This window comes from Membranihabitans marinus, from assembly GCF_021729155.1.
Taxonomy (GTDB): domain Bacteria; phylum Bacteroidota; class Bacteroidia; order Chitinophagales; family Saprospiraceae; genus Membranihabitans; species Membranihabitans marinus.
This window is the reverse complement of the sequence record NZ_JAJQYA010000005.1, coordinates 55538-74431: the sequence shown is the minus strand read 5'-3', so window position 1 is coordinate 74431 and position 18894 is coordinate 55538. Positions and strand designations below refer to the sequence as shown.

12 protein-coding genes are annotated in these 18894 nt (G+C 38.6%); 5 read left to right on the top strand and 7 right to left on the bottom strand.

All coding sequences use genetic code 11. The features are described 5' to 3' along the window. Nucleotides 1-487: 487 nt before the first annotated feature. On the top strand, nucleotides 488-1246 hold the full coding sequence (locus tag LVD51_RS04975; RefSeq protein ID WP_236970093.1) for a DUF481 domain-containing protein: 759 nt from the start codon (nucleotides 488-490) through the stop codon (nucleotides 1244-1246). 38 nt (nucleotides 1247-1284) lie between these two features. Here LVD51_RS04975 and LVD51_RS04970 read toward each other — a convergent pair whose 3' ends face one another. Then, nucleotides 1285-1953 (bottom strand): metal-dependent transcriptional regulator, encoded by a 669-nt coding sequence (locus LVD51_RS04970; RefSeq protein ID WP_236970092.1) that lies wholly within the window; start codon nucleotides 1951-1953, stop codon nucleotides 1285-1287. A gap of 203 nt (nucleotides 1954-2156) precedes the next feature. On the opposite strand from LVD51_RS04970, the gene LVD51_RS04965 reads away from it, so the two are divergent. The 4 genes from LVD51_RS04965 to LVD51_RS04950 all read left to right on the top strand — a co-directional run bounded on the left by LVD51_RS04965 (nucleotide 2157) and on the right by LVD51_RS04950 (nucleotide 7320). Then, nucleotides 2157-4565: a TonB-dependent receptor gene (locus LVD51_RS04965; RefSeq protein WP_236970091.1), complete on the top strand. Its 2409-nt coding sequence runs from the start codon at nucleotides 2157-2159 to the stop codon at nucleotides 4563-4565. A gap of 229 nt (nucleotides 4566-4794) precedes the next feature. Continuing rightward, nucleotides 4795-5556, top strand: a complete 762-nt coding sequence (locus tag LVD51_RS04960) for an exodeoxyribonuclease III (RefSeq protein WP_236970090.1) — start codon at nucleotides 4795-4797, stop codon at nucleotides 5554-5556. A 103-nt stretch (nucleotides 5557-5659) separates the two neighbouring features. After that, the gene (locus LVD51_RS04955) at nucleotides 5660-6193 is read left to right on the top strand and encodes a dihydrofolate reductase family protein (protein WP_236970089.1); all 534 of its coding nucleotides are present in this window, start codon (nucleotides 5660-5662) and stop codon (nucleotides 6191-6193) included. A gap of 197 nt (nucleotides 6194-6390) precedes the next feature. Continuing rightward, complete coding sequence (locus LVD51_RS04950) at nucleotides 6391-7320, top strand: T9SS type A sorting domain-containing protein (RefSeq protein ID WP_236970088.1); 930 nt, start codon at nucleotides 6391-6393, stop codon at nucleotides 7318-7320. Nucleotides 7321-7464: 144 nt separating this feature from the next. Here LVD51_RS04950 and LVD51_RS04945 read toward each other — a convergent pair whose 3' ends face one another. From LVD51_RS04945 to LVD51_RS04920, 6 genes are all read right to left on the bottom strand, one after another. After that, the gene (locus LVD51_RS04945) at nucleotides 7465-7671 is read right to left on the bottom strand and encodes a helix-turn-helix transcriptional regulator (protein ID WP_236970087.1); all 207 of its coding nucleotides are present in this window, start codon (nucleotides 7669-7671) and stop codon (nucleotides 7465-7467) included. Continuing rightward, nucleotides 7668-8135, bottom strand: coding sequence for a hypothetical protein (locus LVD51_RS04940; protein ID WP_236970086.1), 468 nt, complete (start codon nucleotides 8133-8135; stop codon nucleotides 7668-7670). Before LVD51_RS04940 ends, LVD51_RS04945 begins: the two co-directional genes overlap by 4 nt. Nucleotides 8136-8567: 432 nt before the next feature. Then, on the bottom strand, nucleotides 8568-10325 hold the full coding sequence (locus LVD51_RS04935; RefSeq protein WP_236970085.1) for a RagB/SusD family nutrient uptake outer membrane protein: 1758 nt from the start codon (nucleotides 10323-10325) through the stop codon (nucleotides 8568-8570). Nucleotides 10326-10336: 11 nt separating this feature from the next. After that, complete coding sequence (locus tag LVD51_RS04930; protein WP_236970084.1) at nucleotides 10337-13594, bottom strand: SusC/RagA family TonB-linked outer membrane protein; 3258 nt, start codon at nucleotides 13592-13594, stop codon at nucleotides 10337-10339. Nucleotides 13595-13847: 253 nt separating this feature from the next. After that, nucleotides 13848-17363, bottom strand: a complete 3516-nt coding sequence (locus tag LVD51_RS04925) for a PVC-type heme-binding CxxCH protein (protein WP_236970083.1) — start codon at nucleotides 17361-17363, stop codon at nucleotides 13848-13850. A gap of 11 nt (nucleotides 17364-17374) precedes the next feature. Continuing rightward, nucleotides 17375-18598 carry a GDSL-type esterase/lipase family protein gene (locus tag LVD51_RS04920; protein ID WP_236970082.1) on the bottom strand — a complete coding sequence of 408 codons (1224 nt, stop codon included), beginning with the start codon at nucleotides 18596-18598 and terminating at the stop codon, nucleotides 17375-17377. Between the last annotated feature and the right edge of the window lie 296 nt (nucleotides 18599-18894).

Below are 18894 nucleotides of genomic sequence, written 5' to 3'. Positions count from 1 at the left end.
TAGTAAATTTATATTGAAAATAGCAACATATAATTAGCATAACAAACTACAACCTTTTGTATTTATTAACAATTAATCATATTTAAACAGAAATAATCGGCCACTTACAACCTCTATATTGCGCTATCACTACCAGTATTGTAACAACTAACCGCTTAAAATTACAGCCATGGATATCAATTTAATTAATACTAAATACATAAATACAGGGGTATAAAAATATGATATTTAGACCAATACACATTTCATCAATCCTCTCCCTTAAAATATCCACTTCAATAAGATACCGCAGTAAAACAAGGAACATACTTTTAATTATCAGAAATACTTATTCAACTCTATTGATTTAATTATTCATTTATGTAAATTAATTTACACTTTAATGTAATTAATTCCATAACATAATGTATTTTCACTAAAAATATAACTACATTCAGCTATTCTTACAGATGCTGAACATGAATTCACGATACAACAAACGACTATAATGAAACCATTATACATCACTGCCATTCTTTTGATCAGTTGTAAGCTAGACAATCTACAAGGTCAAATCATCAACGTTGAAAATGCCCGAAAAACAACTGATACTACAGGACTCGCTGGAGGAGCTAGTGTAATGGGATCGTATTTTAACAATACCAATGCGGTTTGGAATATTAAGACGGCCACCGACATTCAATGGAAAACTGATAAAAAAATCTATTACTTCCTCACGGATTGGACCATGTTAAAAACGGACCAAACCGACCTCCAAAATCTTCTATATCTACATTTGCGGTATAATTACAAGTTCAATCAGAGGTGGCGATTAGAATCCTTTCTACAATATCAATACAACAAGATCCAGCTCATCAACAATCGAATACTGTCGGGCATAGGACCGAGAATTAAATTGTTAGAAAATGAAACGTCAAAAATTTACTTTGGCAGTCTCCTTATGGCCGAGTGGGAGGATCAAGACGACGAAATAGATGATTGGGTATACCATACGAGGCTGAGTAATTATTTATCCTTTACCATTGGCCAATCCGATGTTTTTTCCTTTCGAAGTACCACATATTACCAACCGAGTTTACACCTATGGAAAAACTTTAGGATTCACAACGAAGAGAAATTTGAATTTTATATGACAGAAATTCTCAGTTTAATCTCCACACTTAGATATAGCTACGATCGCTTCCCTGTTCTCGATGCACCAAAGTTTACTTTTCAGATGGTATTCGGTTTAAAATTTAGTTTTTAACTCGACAACAGCAGTCAAACTATCGCAGAATACGAGCTTTACACTTCTACCACAAAGACATTTTGAGTAAATTTTTCAGAGACTCGATGCACCTTAGAGTTCACTTCTATCTCCATAGAATTGTCAAAATCTTGCTTGCTAATTATTTTTATCCGTGTTTTCAAATTCATTCCCAACTCACTTACATATTGTAAGAATGCTGCCGAATTATCCAACACCGATATAATTTTACACAGTTTACCTTCCTCCATTTTGGCCAAGGTTGTCTTTTTAATCATAGGCACATTGCCTTCTTTATCGGGAATGGGATCACCGTGGGGATCTACAGTAGGCTGTCCCAAATATTGATCTAGCTTCACAATCAATTTATCGGAGTGAATATGTTCCAATTGTTCAGCCACTTCATGAACCTCATCCCATTTAAAATCCAACTTTTCATAGAGAAAAGTTTCCCAAAGTCTGTGTTTGCGTATTAAATAAATTGCTATTTTTTTACCTTCAGAAGTTAGACTTAAACTTCCATATTTTTGATAATTCACCCAATTCTTTTCTTTTAACTTCTTCAGCATGCTATTGGCGGTTGCTGGTGTAACCCCCACACTATCAGCCAATTGATTGGTTCCAATTTTTGAATCTGGGTTTTGCCACAACAGGTACATCAATCCTTTCAAATAATCCTCCTCTTTTTTTGTAATCTTTTTTTCCATTGTACCTTTATATTAGAAAGATGAAATTATATAAAAATTTAAAATTGTAGGCCAGTTGGATTAAACTATTCCCATTTTTATGCATCTAAAATCGACTGGTTCTTTGTCGAGGTCATAGATTAAGCTTGATTTGCTTATTTTCACACCTTATTCGAACACGCGCCAAACTATAATATTAAAACTTAGAGACAATACTTTATTAAATGAAAAAGACTTTAATTTTGTTTTCCCTGTTGTGCTTTCTTTCGATTAGCTATAGTCAAAATCAATTAGAAACTCTAGTAGTCGATGGAGCCGTGCTTGATCCAGACTCAGAACCCTTGCCCTTTGCCGCATTAATGGTTTATGAAAATGATTCCGTCATGATCAAGGGCTTGACCACTGATGAGAATGGATTATTCGAGACCGAACTACCCAAAGGCAAGTATTTTATTAAAATTCAATATTTGTCCTTCAGCGATTACACTACTCCAGTTTTTGACTTAACCGAAAAAAATGTATCCCTAGGTCAACTTAAAATGGAGACGGGAGATTTGGTATTACAAGAAATTGAAATCACCGCCCAGAAGAGCCAAATGGAATTTAAACTCGACAAACGCGTAGTCAATGTCGGCTCAGATTTGGCCAATTCATCTACCAATGTCTCGGAATTGCTAGACAATATCCCATCGGTATCACTCGACATAGAAGGAAATGTTGAATTGAGAGGTAGTCAGAATGTACGAATACTTATCGATGGCAAACCTTCCGGTTTATTGGGCAACAATGTAGCTGATGCGTTGAGACAATTGCAGAGCTCTATGGTTGAAAAAGTAGAAATCATCACCAATCCATCGGCCCGATACGATGCAGAAGGGGAAGTTGGGATTATCAATATCGTCATGAAAAAAGAAAGCCAAAAGGGCTTCAACGGATCTATAAATTCTAGGATAGGCCATCCTCAAGACTACGGCTTGGGAATCAATTTCAACCTACGCCGAAACTGGATCAACTTCTTTTTAAATAGCGGGATTTACTACCAAAAATCACCAGGAGAAGGAGGCGAATACCAAGAATATTATGGAGCAAATGGATTGGAGATATACGAAAGTGAATCGGAGAGATCTAGAGGTGGATTATCTAATAAACACCAATTTGGTGCCGACTTCTTTCTCAATGATTACAACACCATTACTGTATCGGGAATTTACCGATTTGCCGACGGAAAAAATCGTTCAGAAATAAACTATACCGATTACGACAGCAATCATGAATTTATAAAATCTAGTAGACGTATCGACATGGAAAATGAGGACGGAGAAGATATTGAAACATCGATCAGTTACGTCAAAACATTTGACAAAAAAGATCGAAAATTCACAGCTGATTTTAAATGGTTAAAAAACGAAGACCTTGAACTTTCTGACATTTCAGAATTCGATTTACAATCCAGCGCATCACCCAGCCTTCAAAATTCTAGAAACAGAGAAGGAGAAGAGAACTTTCTTTTTCAGGTAGATTATGTTGATCCTATTGGGGAGGACGGTATGTTTGAAGCAGGATTGAAATCCAACATACGAGATGTCAATAACGACTACCTCGTAGAAGAATTAATAGACAATGAATGGACGGCATTAGAAGATTTCGACGACAATCTAATCTATTTAGAAAACATTCACGCCGCCTATGCCATCTATGGCAATAAATTCAGTAAAATCTCCTACCAACTCGGTATGAGAGCTGAATATTCTGATATAACCACCGAATTGGTTAAAGAAGAATTGGAAAATAACCGTTCGTATTTAAATTTCTTTCCTACCGCTCACTTTTCCTATGAATTAAACCCAGAAAATCAATTTCAAGTAAGTTATAGTCGCCGATTGAGTAGACCGTGGTTTAGAATGTTGTTGCCCTTTTCCAATTTTAGTGACAGTAGATCGCGTCGTGTAGGTAATCCTGACTTAGATCCAGAATATTCCAATTCCTTTGAAACAGGTTACTTGAGATATTTTCCCAATGGATCTCTGCTTTCCAGTATTTACTACCGACATAGAACTGGGGTTATATCGAGGATAAGCGAAGTAGATACCGATGGAATTGAATATGAAATCCCCATTAATCTAGGTAATCAACACGCCTACGGGGTAGAAATGAGTTTTAACTACGACTTTACCAAGTGGTGGCAGTCTAGCATCAATTTGAATTTCTATCAAGCCGATACAGATGGCCAATACGAAGATCAAGTCTTCGATTTTTCCACACAGACCATGCAAGCCCAGGCCAGTTCTAAATTCAAACTCCCTGCCAACATCAATATGCAAGCTTCTTTTAGATATGGTGCTCCTCGAGAAACTACTCAAGGAAGAAGAGACGCCATTTACTCTGTAGATGCCGGTCTATCTAGAGATGTGCTCAAAGGTAATGGTACTTTGATCCTAAGTGCTACAGACTTGCTCAATAGCAGAAAATATTCAGGTTATTCTGAAGGGGACAACTTTTACAATGAAGAATGGGGTCGACGAAGAGTCCGTCAAATCATCCTCAATTTTAACTATCGCATCAATCAGAATAAATCTAGAAAAGATGAAGGCCTTCCAAGAGAAGGAGGAGGAGGAGATGATGATTTTGGATAAACAACTCCGACTAATATAGTACATTCAGTTTGACGATAATCATTACGGCTGAAAAAGATATATAGTGAAATAAAAAGAATAGGTCTACTCTTGGTGGTAGGCCTATTCTTTTTTCAACAAATTGAGAAGAAGTATATTTTTTAAAGAATCAACCTATAATAAGGTCATTTGCCTTGTTCAAAAATAATTGCTTTCTTTGTCTCTTATTATCACAACGAAACTTGAGAATATGCGACTGATTACATGGAACGTTAATGGCATAAGAGCCGGCATGAAAAAAGGATTTGAAGAAAAATTATCTCAACTTCAGCCAGATATTATGTGTTTACAAGAAACCAAGGCTCAAGACGACCAAGTAATGGAAGCCCTTGCTCCAATTTCAGGTTATCATATATACTGCAATTCCGCTGAGCGAAAGGGCTATTCAGGGACAGCCATACTCTCAAAAACTGAACCCATCAAGGTGGAGCCAGATATCCAAATTGCGGAACACGACACAGAAGGCAGAGTTTTACAAGCCGAATACGAAGATTTTCATTTGGTTAACGTCTATGTACCCAATAGTGGAGGTCAATTAAAGCGATTGGACTACAGAGGGGAATGGGATATTGCCTTTGCCGAATATTTAAAAAATCTTACTTTAAACAAACCTGTTATCCTCACCGGAGACCTCAATGTAGCTCACCAACCCATTGATCTTTCCAGACCAGACGAAAACTACAACAAGACGGCTGGATATACTCAAGTGGAAATCGATGGCTTCAATCGTTTTCTAGATATTGATTTGCGCGATATTTATCGCGAACGCTACCCGGACAAACAAGAATTTACTTTCTGGAATCAGCGGTTCAAAGCGAGAGAGAGAAACGTTGGCTGGAGAATAGATTATTTTCTTATCTCTTCATCACTTGTTGATTCTGTAGAAGATGTAGCAATATTGGGTGATGTAATGGGCAGCGATCATTGTCCTGTATTATTGAAACTCAAGTAATCTTTCCATTTTATACAAATTCACAGTATATTTAACCAGGATTTGGACACTTTCTCCACAAAGCTATGCGTTTTGTGGCTGTATATTTAAAAAAGGTTAATAAATGGCTGATCGAAAGATTATTTTATACTCCGCTGTTTCACTAGATGGATTCATTGCTCGTGAAGACGGCAGCTATGATTGGTTACACGATGAAGATTATGCAGACGGCAAAGAAGACTATGGCTATGATAGCTTCTTGGAAAACATAGACACCATCTTAATGGGTTTTAATACCTATAAAGACATCATGTCTCATGGTGATGTATTTCCTTACCATCGAACCAAAAATTATGTATTTACCCAACGTCTGGATTTGCCAGATGATCCCGATGTAGAATTCATACAAGACGATATACACGAATTTATAAAAGATCTCAAGTCTCAACCCGGAAAAGATATATGGTTGGTTGGAGGTGGCCAAATAAACAGTATACTGACAGAACATAACTATGTCGATGAATTCATCCTCACCTATATCCCTATTACCTTAGGCAGGGGAATTAGACTCCTTCACGGCAATGCATTTGACCATAGATACAAAGTATATCATACTGTAGCCTATCCCAATGGATTTGTGCAGTTGTACTTAAAATAAAGTTGTAGTAAAACACATTCCATAAATTATTGATATATTTGCGGCGTCAATCATATGTCCGCCATAAAAATTTATAAGCTAATAGTATAGTCACGTAAGTCAGATGTTAAAGTATTTGGATTCACTATGTCATTGAATAATAAATCTAGACATTTGAGGTTTTCAATTCATTAGTTTAAATCATCAATCAATCAATTATGAATAAAGTTTATTTACTCCTATTCTCCATTTTCTTCATTGCCAAAGCCGAAGCCCAATACAGTCCAATGTTTGGAAACACAGAAACTGCATGGTTTGAATATTCCGACCTCAAAGAACTGGGAGGTCGATCTACTTTCAACTATTATACTGTTGGCGATAGTATCGTAGATGGTAAAGTATATTGGGTAATCAACTACGATTGGGTCTCCGAATTAGATACAATACGCAATGATAGAGCGGGGTTGTATAGAGAAGATGTCATCAATAAAAAGGTTTATCAATTAAACGCTCCCACATCTATCAAAAGAGAAAATCTGATGTATGATTTCTCAAAATCAGCAGGTGATACTATAAAGCTAGGTGTCAATGTCCAATTTATAGTAGACTCTGTCAGCAATTCGATTAACTTATGTGATAAAAAAATAGCAACAGATAGAAATGTTTTTTACTTATCTTATATTGACAAAGATCCTTCTTTTCAAGTCATTTGGGTAGAAGGTGTCGGAAATCTCGCCAGCTTTGGCCTTTATGAAACCCCTGTTGTTTGTGACAAAAAAGAAGCTCTTTTAATTTGCAAAATGTCAGATTCCAATATCGATTATCACAATAATGAAGTCGAAGGGTTTGAAGATTGCCCTTTTGAGATAACAACATCAGTTAAAAATTTACCTCAACCATTGGAAATAAAACTCTACCCCAATCCGAGTAGAGCAGATATTTACATCTCAGGTAATGCCATAGAATTGGGCAATGCTCAATACAAAGTATTCGACATTACAGGAAGAACAATGCTCCAAGGGAAATTACCCATAGCTACGACAACAAAAATCAATACCGGTCAACTCGAAACAGGTGTTTACTTCTTAGAAGTATTCAACCCCGATCAAAACCTTCTGACCAATAAGAAGTTTATAATAACCCAATAATATTATACTCTAAATGATTTTTATAAAGACGGTCAATATTGCAAGACTATTACAAATGAAAAAAAATCATATTAAATCGAAAGATTACAGATGAATATAAATTCATAAAGTACAATGAGGCAGTTCTAAAGAGCTGCCTCTTTTTTATTCCCAATCCTTATCTTCCAATACAAAAAGATCGCTGACTTGTATTTCAAAAATATGTGCAAGTCTCAATGCCAATATCGTAGAAGGCACATATTTCCCCAGTTCCATTGCATTTATTGTCTGCCTGCTTACCTTGGCCTGTTGAGCCAATTCTGCCTGCGTAATACTCTTTCGGGCTCGCGCCACTTTTATGTTATTCTTCATGACTCTTGATTTTTATTTATGCGCCATACCAAATAGTGAAATCGCACAATAAAAAACAATAATATGGTAAACATATTAAAAATCATGACCCAGAAAAAGGAAAAATCATAAACGAAAATTACTGCGAGTAATAAAATACCGTAATTGACATAGGTTGCCCAAACCAATGACTCCAATCTTATTTTAGCGATATACTCATCTTCATACTTCTCCTTTGAAAAGGCTACGAGAAGACCGGATACAATGACTAAAACTGCCATGATTTCATTCAAAATATTATTAGTCAAGACGCCCATAAACCGCTCTTCATCCCAATCATCAATAAATAATGCAAAAACACTTCGATCCAGAAAATCGGGCTCAATCTCCTTTATCAAAACCCATAATCCAATCAGGACAGAAGGTATAAATACTATCCAACCAATGATCTTGAAGGAATGCGGAAACAAATACTTAGTTTTCATAATGAATGTATTTTATACCAATTGCGGTTATAATTGTCGGTTATATTTCGATCTATTGTAGAGATGCAATGCATTGCATCTAAATTATTTTGAATAGAGACATAATGAAGACAGCTGCACTGGTGCTATGCCGGCTTACCCACCCTCGGCTGTCAGGCCTCGGTTCCTTCACCAAAGGTCGATTTACGACCTTTGATTGCTCAAAGAGCAATTTTGTTCAGTCGTAGCCTCGTCTAACTTCAAATATTTTCAAAATCGTAACCGACATCATAAAACGCATTTGGTATTAATTATCAATGTAATATTATAACATCATTATGTAAAGTTTGTTTTACTTTTTGTAAAGTTTATTTTACATTTTTACAAAAAACACCACTATAGAATGCCCCAATCTATACCTAGTGTAGAGACATCCCACCAACCTTAATAGAACTATAATGTAGGATCAAAACTACCTCCTTCCCAGCCTATATTTTGCTCTAAATTGGGATTTCTCTCAATCTCGCTCAAGGCTATAGGAAAAAAGTAATAGGATTCGGGCATCACCATTTCTTTGGGTCCATTGGTAATCAATTCTACTATATTGTATTCAAAATCCTCAGGCAACAACTGATATGTATTGGCCAATGCAATATCATCAGGGGTCACTTCTTCTTGACTTCGTCCGTTTACTTTAACGGCCATCACTCCGTACTTACGCATTCCATCTAATTTATCTAACATCCGATGTCGGCGCAAGTCAAAGAATCGAAACCCTTCAAATGACATTTCAATATATTTTTCGTGTAGAATCAATTCGCGGGTTTCTTCCCGGGAAAGTCCGCTGCCTATTCCGTAACTATTGTCATCACCAGCTTCAATACCTGCCCGCTCTCTAATCCGTTTCACCACTTCTATAGCTTCTTCACTCCTTCCCGTTTCATTGGCGGCCTCTGCAAAATTGAACAACACCTCTGCAAATCGAATCTCTGGCCAATCGTAATCATTAGTGGTTACCAACTCAGTAGCCAGTGATTCATCAATGCCTTTTCTACAGAACAATCCAGTCCTATAATGACTTTCACCTTGGACTACATTGGCAAATGCATCCACAGATAGTGCCACATTGGCCATAGTGTACTGCCTTCTAGATGTTTTCCCACTCAGTGGATATATAGCACCATTCCAAACCAGATTATACTCAAATCGAGGATCTCTATTTTCCCAAAAATTAGTTTCAGAATAATTGTATTTGGATTCGCCTGGCATTTTCCCGTCCAGCATGGTATGGGCTTCAGCAAACTGCCATATCGGTTGATCTCCCCCAGTAGCATTTTTAGACTCAGACAATGGTCTCACAGCATCTTCTCTTCTCCCATTGGTTTTTACCGGATCACTGTAAATCACGGGAAATATCACCTCATTATTGCCATCGGTCTCAAACACATCGACATAGTTCGACAACAATCCAAATCCTTGATTTTCCAAAAAATCTATAGCTTCCTTGTTGGCCTCATAAGCATTGGACCAATAACTATTGTCGTAGGGATTGTCGGGATTAAACTGAGGAGAAGCCTTCAACAACAACACTTTACCCTTAAAAGCAAGAGCTATTGATTTATCAATCTTGCCTAAATCATCACCGACATTTCTATCCGCAAGAAGGGCTATCGCATCGTCCAAATCAGATTCAATAAAGGCAAAGCATTCCGCCGTAGAATTTCGAGAAACCAATAAATCATCTGTCAATTCTTGTGGTTCTTCCAATATGGGAACTCCACCATAATAGAGCACCATATTGTAATAGAGATAAGCCCTCACGAATTTCGCTTGTCCGATAGCATCATTTTTATCCTCTGTTTCAAGGATACTGTTTTCCATTTCAGCCAATAGGATATTAATTTTACGAATGGTCGAATACGGCCAAAATTTAAAAGTTCCATTACTCGGTGTAAGATAACCATCGGCAATAATGCCTCCCGTTTCGTCTGCCAAATTACCATTATTTACAGGCCAGCCACCAAAAGAATTGTTATAGATAGAGGCCAGATAAGCATTGACTATTTGTTTATCGTTGAAAACCCCTTCTGCCGGGTAATTGCCCAAATCTTCCACCTGATTGAGTACATTGCCACAACCCATAACAAAAATCAAGGCCAAAAAGCAAGTAGTTTGACGAATTTTACGATATATTGAAATATTGTTTTTCATTTTCAATCTATTTAAAATTTCAAAATTAGACCACCGGTAAATGTTTTCATTATAGGGTAAGAATCCAGGGTAAATTGCTCGGGATCGTGTTCCTTTAAAGCAGAAATCACAAACAAATTAGTACTATTAAAATACACCTGAATGGCATCAATAGATTTATCTCCCAATAATTTTACGGGAATTTTATAGGCGAGATCTACATTTTTTAGACGAAAATAAGCCCCGTTTCTCAACCAAAACGTCGATCCTTCCCCTCCGTATTCTGCCTGCCTCCAGGTATTCCCTACCCGCGGATATTTCGCATTGGGAGTTTCGGGAGTCCAATAGTCCCGAGCCCATATTTCAAAATAGGGTCGATCCACTTGAAATACCCCATCGCCATTTCTCGTAGTGATCATTCGATCATAAGCCGAAACACCTTGACCGTGAACATTCATTGAAAACCCCTTCCACGACCACTTAAATCCTACTCCAAAGTTTATTCTCGGACTTCCATTATCGCTGAGGTAAGTCCAATCATTGCCATCGATTTTGCCGTCGGGACCTTCTGAAAAATTAGCCCCTCTTATATCTTCAAAAAGCAATGTGCCTAATATCGGCTTGCGACCAAATTGTGTAAAATCTTCCGGTATTTCATCCAATTGTGCTTGAGTTCTAATCAACCCTTTGGAAATATATCCACCGATTCGACTGCTGGATTTTCCAACCACACTTCTCCAATTATTGGCGTAAGTACCATCAGTAAAAGCAGGGGCCTCGTCAATCACATCCCATTGATCCACCGCATACCCCATGTTGCCATAGACACTATAAGAGACATCTCCAAAATCGGAATTCCAACTCAAGGACAACTCATATCCCTTCCAAGATCTTTCTGCATAGTTAACTGCTGGCAGAGAAGCTCCCAAAGTAGTAGGCGTCGACCCGATCCGCGTCCCCAATATGTCTGATTCTGTTTTTCCCCAGACATCAAACTCTCCTGTCAATCGATTATTTAGGAAACCAAATTCTAAACCAAGATCCCACATTTCAATAGTAGACCAGGTCAAGTCTGGATTAGGTAGGGCCCCGGGTTGAATTCCATCAATAAGAGAGGAACCGAAAACGTAGCCAGTAGTCTTTTGATATACCTCACCCCATCTCCATGCATTAATATTGCTATCGCTACCAGTCTGACCAAATGATGCTCTCAGTTTCAAGTGATCTAACCAAGATATTCCCTTTAAGAATTCCTCTTCCGACAATCTCCATCCTGCCGAGAATGAAGGAAAAAATCCCCATTGATTACCCTCTGCAAATTTGTAATTGCCATCATATCTAAATGAAAATTCCGCATAATATCGTTCCATAAGGGCATAGCTGGCTCTTCCTATCCATGAAGCTCTGGCAACGGCATCTTCATATCCATTAAACCATCGGCGCTCAGTATCCCCAGAGGCATTGTATATTTGATCTATAGAAGTTGATAACAATTGATCGGCCTGCCCATTTAGTAATTTAAATTCAGATTCCGATTGTTCATACACGGCCAATAGAGATATATCATTGGCGCCAAATTTTCGATGATAATTGACAAACCAATTGTATTGATAATTGCTGGCAATCTGCACTTCTTCCCTTATATTATCGTAATTGGAACTCAAGTTGTGAGACCCTGTCTGAGTCAAATCAACAGGACCGGGCAAAAAAGGATTGGAAGTACTACCTGGTTGAAAAATATAAAATCGATTTTGAATAACAAATGATTTCAAATTTCTATCATAAATACCATACTGTCCTTGAACACTAGTAGACAATCCACGAACAAGGGAACTTAAATCCAAATCAAATCTCAATATCCCATCTATGGTTCGCTGAATATTATTTCGATACCCACCTTCATTGAGCATCAATTGAGGTGGATGCCATCCACCAGACGGTTTTACTGGAATATCATTGGGGTCATTGGTCGGATTTCCAACTTCATCTTGATAGAAGGGATAGAGTCTGGTCCAGTTAAAAGTAGCCCGATAAAAATCACTTACATTGATATCATCATAACCGTCATAAGGCCAATACCACCGATCGTAATTGCGTTGATTACCACTTAAATTAAGAGTAGCCTTCAATTCTTTTGTAATATTTACACCGACATCCGATCTAAAATTATAACGTTTAAATCCCAAATTTTTATAGGAGCCTCTTTCATCGTGATAACCCAAAGAAAGATAATAATTAGCAAATTCACTCCCCCCTGATACGGCTAAAGTATGCTTATTCACGGAGGGATCTTGCCAGATTAAATCGTTGATACTATAGGATTTATCTGAAAAATAATCCAAGATTTCTTGCCCGTAAGGCTCGGGTTGTCCACGGGTAACAGCCACATTATTGGCATATAGAATTTCTTCCACTGCCGAAAAATTTTGAATTGGTTTGGTCGTTCTTCCGGTTGAATAGGAGGCCTGATATTCTATCACTGGTGCCTGAACAAGTCCTTTCTTCGTAGTCACCAAAACCACTCCATTACCTGCACTGGAACCATAGATAGCTGCACTGGCAGCATCTTTAAGAAAGCTAATAGACTCCACTTCATTGGCATTCAAAGCATCGAAGTCATCTTTTGATTTAATGATTCCATTGATGACGTATAAAGGTTCGCCAAAACTACCGCGAATTCTAATATTGGAACTCGCACCCGACAATCCCGACGTCCCCACGATTTGCACTCCAGGTGCCCGCCCAGCCAAAGTATTGGACAAATTGGAGGCCGGTATATTCTGAAGTTCTTCAGATTTTAAGGCCACAATGGCCCCGGTAACATTTACTTTTTTCTGACTGCCATAGCCCACGACCACTATTTCGTCTAACAATGCAGCATCGCCTTTTAGAACGATTTCCCATGACTGACTGGCATTTTCGGCCGTCACGACCTCAACCATCTCCATATATCCTATATAGGAAAAAACCAATTCCGCACCAATTTCTACATTGGACAAGGTAAATCTACCGTCAATATCAGTTGTCGTACCCATATTTTGTCCCCGCACTTGAATATTGACCCCGATAAGTGGAGAATCACTTTCATCCACGACCCTTCCATTAATGGTCTCTTGAGCTTTCTCCACATCACGATAGTCAAGAGCCCTAACTTGAAGTGGGGCAACGACAGATCCAATAAAAAATAAAATAAACAAAAAGATTGACTGGATTACGTAAGGGGGAAAAGATATAATTTTATAGATCCCATCAACCATTTTTCTTGATACACTAATTGTAATCTCCTTCATGTTTTACATTTAAAATTATTAAGAAAACATAAACAACTCCGTTTGCTATTTCAATAAAGTCAATAAAATCTGGGGATAATGCAATAATATACTAGTACTAGTCAGATACAATTCTTAAATGTACAAAAAATAAATTTATTTACACAAAAACACAGGCAACAAAGTTTAACTTACAATAAATTCATAAAAGAAATTTACATTAAGATACAAACATTACATCATTACAAAATTAAAAAGAAATATTGGCCAAATCTCAATTTAAAGAAAACCTTCCTTTTCCCTCACTGCTATCCAACATTTCCATCATTAGAGATTCGCTATCGGAATTATTGCCAGCGATGACCAAGATTAAATCGTGGTCCCCCTTTTCTAATTCGGCTGACCATTGATGAGACTGCAATATCGTTTTTTGACCATCAATCCATATTTCACCGCCATTCGAGTTGATATAAAAATCAAATCGCCCCAATTGATCGACCTTTATATTGACCTTGACAATCTTAAACGATTGACCTTTAATATCGGTTACGGGCACCTCGGACAAGGGCAGACTTCCCGACACCATACTATGGATGGGTAGCCACGCCCAATCATCATTTCCTTCTATTATTTTAGACCATTGGCCGGAGTTGATTTCGATACTAGTATTATCGGATACCGACAAAGATTCCCAATAGCGAACCAGATTTTTATTGGAAATTCGATAAGGTCCTGGCTCCCCAATTTTAGATAAAAAACCCACCAAATCCACAAATTCCTCTCTCTCCAATCCCGCTGTCAACCCAGGCGGCATCAGTGAACCCGACACGTTCTCGTGACTGTCAATTTGATAATTTGGAATGACTTCTTCAGACCCCGAAACCGTCCTCAACACCAATTCATTGTTGGTCTTACGGACTAAATATCCCATGACTACCATTCCATTTTTCTTGACCACTTTATTGAGCTCATAACCATCTTTGATTTCAGCTCCAGGATCCAATATACTCCCGATAATATAATCAGTAGGTGCATTGGCTCCGATACTACTCAAGTCGGTTCCCAGCATTCCACCTACCCCTCCTATAGCATGACAGCTGGCACAGCCCAGTTTTCTATATATGAGTTCACCTTTGGCTGGATCGGCATTTGATTTTACATCCAACTCCAATCGACCGGCCGCAATAGGATTTAGTTTTTGAGGCATCTTGGGTTCTACAACCTCTACACCCGATTTTTCAAATATCTGTTTTAATGCTATTACATCTGGGTTTTCTTGACGTCGGCTATTCATGCGGTATATTTTTGCTAAACCTTCCGCTGCAACATTTTCCGGTATGGCTACACTCTGCCATGCTGAGGCCAAAGCGGATAGTCCATTCTGATTCGAATAAAAAGCTTGAATCAAATCACTTAAATTTTCTTCGTCTGGCAAAGTTTCCAAAATTTGGGCTGCCATAACTGCCCCCTCTTCAATATCCACGGTAATCCACTGTCTAATGGCTTCTCGTCGAACATCCAGTTCATTTTCTACCGTTGTAAAACTCCGCAACAACTCTCGACTATCAACATCAGTCAACATGGCCAGCGAGGTAAGAGCGGTTTTTCCCAAATTCTTATTTTCAGATTCAATATAGGGCGTCAACTTCGACCGATAATCTGACAACTGCCACAATCCGATCAGCTGCAGTGCCTTCTCAACCACGGCTTCGTCCTCGACTTTCAACAATTCTTCAAATCTCTCAATCCCTTGATTGGGAACCTGTTGTTGACTTTGTGCCCCCATAATCAACACATCCAGATATTGAGTTTTATCTACTTGACTCTTGACCGCCATCTGCAACATAGCATTCATCTCATTCACCCCGCCGTACTTACCGATGGAGCGCAATACTTCATCGGTATAGACACTATCGACTTGACCTTGAACAAACATGGTCGTCAAGACTGACATCGCATAAGGGTCTTGAACAGCTTTGAGAGCATAAACCGTCTTTTGATGATTGCCCAAAAACGAAGGATTGCGTTTAATAGCAGACAACCATTCCGGCTCGAGAATTCGGATAGTCTGCCAGAGGGCAAAATCTATATTCTCATCTATTTCCCGATCCAAAGCGGCCAAGGCCCATCGACCGGCTTCTGCAGATTTGACATTTCTTAGGGCAATCGCTGCTTCCAAACGCACCATTGGATGGTCATCGACAATGGCTTTTTGAAAATAGGAAAATGCTTCGGGATATCTCTCATAGTCTAAATGTAGTATTCTTACTGCGGCAGCTCTCACCTTGTGTTCCTCGGCGACCAACAATTGTTCCAATAAACTATTCTTGGTAAGATCTAAAGATTGTATAATCCAAGCTGCCTCAAGTAAACATCGCTCATAGTCCTCATCTTGAGATGAAAGTGAAGCAAGCCATCTTTCCACCTCGGGCAAAACCTCATCCTTCCCTCTCTCTTTCAGCAACCTCCGCGCTTGGTTCCGAGACCAAGGTTCAGGCAATTTCAACGCGGCCAACAAGTCACTCACCGAACCACCCTTTAGGACTGGAGGTTGAACCAATGCTCTATCTTTAGCCGTAATCCTCCAGATTCGTCCATGAACGTGATCTCTTCGAGGATCCCTAAAATCAACTTCGCCATGTTGAATGATGGGATTATACCAATCGGCAATATAAATCGCTCCATCCGGACCAATAGACACATCTACCGGTCTAAATGCCACATTATCTGAATACAATAAATCTTCTACTTGTTTGGATTCATATCCACTACCCAACTCCTCCAAAACATATCGATTCACCCTATTGGCTCTAAAATCATTGGTCACAATATTGCCCTCCATTTCATCTGGGAGATGACTACTATTTAAAAAATCAACCCCAGTCATTTTGGGCTTTCCCGGATTCAATCCGTGAATAATGCGCTCCGCTCCTGGCGTGGCCTGAAAAACAACATCGGGAAAACCGTAATTGATTCCTTCAAAACCAGCACCATCGGTCAAAAATGTCTGACCGTATTCTGTAAACTGCAAGCCCCAAGGATTCCACAATCCGCGAGCAAACACCTCCAACTTCAAGGTAGAAGGCTGAAAACGCCAAACACCTCCACCTTCTAGCTCTTTTACTCCCCAGGGAGTCTCCACATGACTATAGATATACACCGCTTGATTGAAATACATCCAGCCATCTGGGCCCCATCGAAAAGTATGCAGCAAATGGTGTGTATCTCCTGTACCAAAACCAGACAACATCACCGTCTTTTCGTCCGCTTTACCATCGCCATCTATATCTTTTAAAAACAGTATTTCAGTTGAATTAGCGACATAGGCACCCCCATCTCCGGGCAATACAGCAGTTGGCACTTGCAACCCATCGGCAAATACGGTGGACTTATCCACTTGACCATCGCCATCACTATCCTCCAATACATAGACCTTGCCATCTGGTCGTTCTCCCGGTTTGGGTTGAGGGTATTGCTTGCTCCCCACTACCCACAATCGACCTTCTTCATCCCAATTCATCTGTATGGGTTTTTCAACCAAGGGTTCCGCTGCGTAAAGATTGACCTCAAATCCAGGTGCTGGTTTCAGTGTATTCATCTGAAAAGAGGGATCGGGATCGGGAATACTGAGCAATTGATCTTGACTGTACAAGGCACTACTACAGCATATGGACAAAACCACACATCCAATCTTCTTTAGAGTTTTACTGAAATAAAATGAATTTTTATCCGGATTGGCCATTGCTCCACATTTATGATCTACTTTAATATATTTATTGTTGCTGTCCATTTTTGTTCTAGTTATTTTACTTTTTCCAATTCATAGAGAACACCTTCCACTTGACGAAGATTGAACATATCATTCTCTAAGCGATTAATAAACAGACTATTCCAAGCCAGTTCATAGGAATTTTGCCCCTGTTCATGAGTCCTCATCCCCACGAGATAGGTCCGGTTGAGAGGGCGATATTCCCAGAAATACAAATCATTGATTTCCACAATAGAGGTTTCAAGGGAATTTATAAGATCTCTTGACATTCCCTCCACAATGGATACCCCTTGAGCCCATTGCTTGTGGTTGGCTACTGCTATCAAATTCCCGTTCATGGATAGAGAGTAAATCCCTCTCTTCAATCCTGTAAACTTAATTTTTGGCAACATCTCTTCATTCACTGAGTAATAATTCAGCCAGGGCAATCCAATGTTTTCACCATAAAAATGAGCCATTTCTTTATTCGACTTCAAATCTTTCACACGAACCCCACTGACTTCTGTCACCTTAGACTGTAAAACGTCAATGTCCATTCGCCATTCCTCCAGGGACAAATCCAACTCAGTAGCCAAGACTTTAGCCAAATGAGTATATCCTGCCTTATTTAAATGAATTCCATTGGTCTCGTACCAATCCCCATCGATATCTACAAAGCCTTGATATATATCCACATACCGAATCCCCCTTTGGTTGGCAACTGCTGCCATGGCATCATTGTACATTTCCAATTGCTTTTTGCGTTGGGTCAAATCCACCGACAACGTTGGAACTTCCTTTTGTGGCAATGTCGACCATAAAATAGGCTCAGCCCCCATATCCACAATATGATCTAATAATTGATTTAAATCCTGACTAAACGTTTCCAAGCCTTTCATGCCGGCATATGACTCAACTCCACCATAGGCTAAAAAAACTACACTGGGTTTGGTTTTCTCAATTTGCTGCAACAACAAATCATAGGGCTTTGGCGGTTTGGAAATATAACTTCTGGCCTTGCCTTCCACCGTGTCTCCCGACCAACCCAAATTTCGAAAAGTAATTTTTCGATCCGGCCAATAAGATAAAAACATGGTCTCTATTACGCCGTATTGCTGAGCTTTTTCCATCAGACCATTTCCTAGAAAGACAACTCTATCATTGGATTTCAATTCAAATGATGGCATTCCATCGTTCTGTCCCATGGCCAATATAGGTAATACCATCAACCCAATATAACACATTAGATTTCGTCCAAACTCTTTTATTTTCATCATACTATTTAGTATTATAAGCATTGACTGCAATATTTTCCAACTACGCCAAAAGTAATTGTCTTTAAATATGTAATAAAAATCTACACCAACCAATCATTCGCGGATTCAATTCTTCCTCAAATCAATAATAGGCCAATTCACAATGTAAAAAACTACAGCATTTCCCTTTTTAAATGATGATTTTAAAACATCGCATACCTATTTCAACTTAGGTCTACTAATACATTTGTTCTAATAAAATCATCTCTAAAAAATCACCATTTCTCTATTAATCTATTCCAAAAGATTCTATTAAA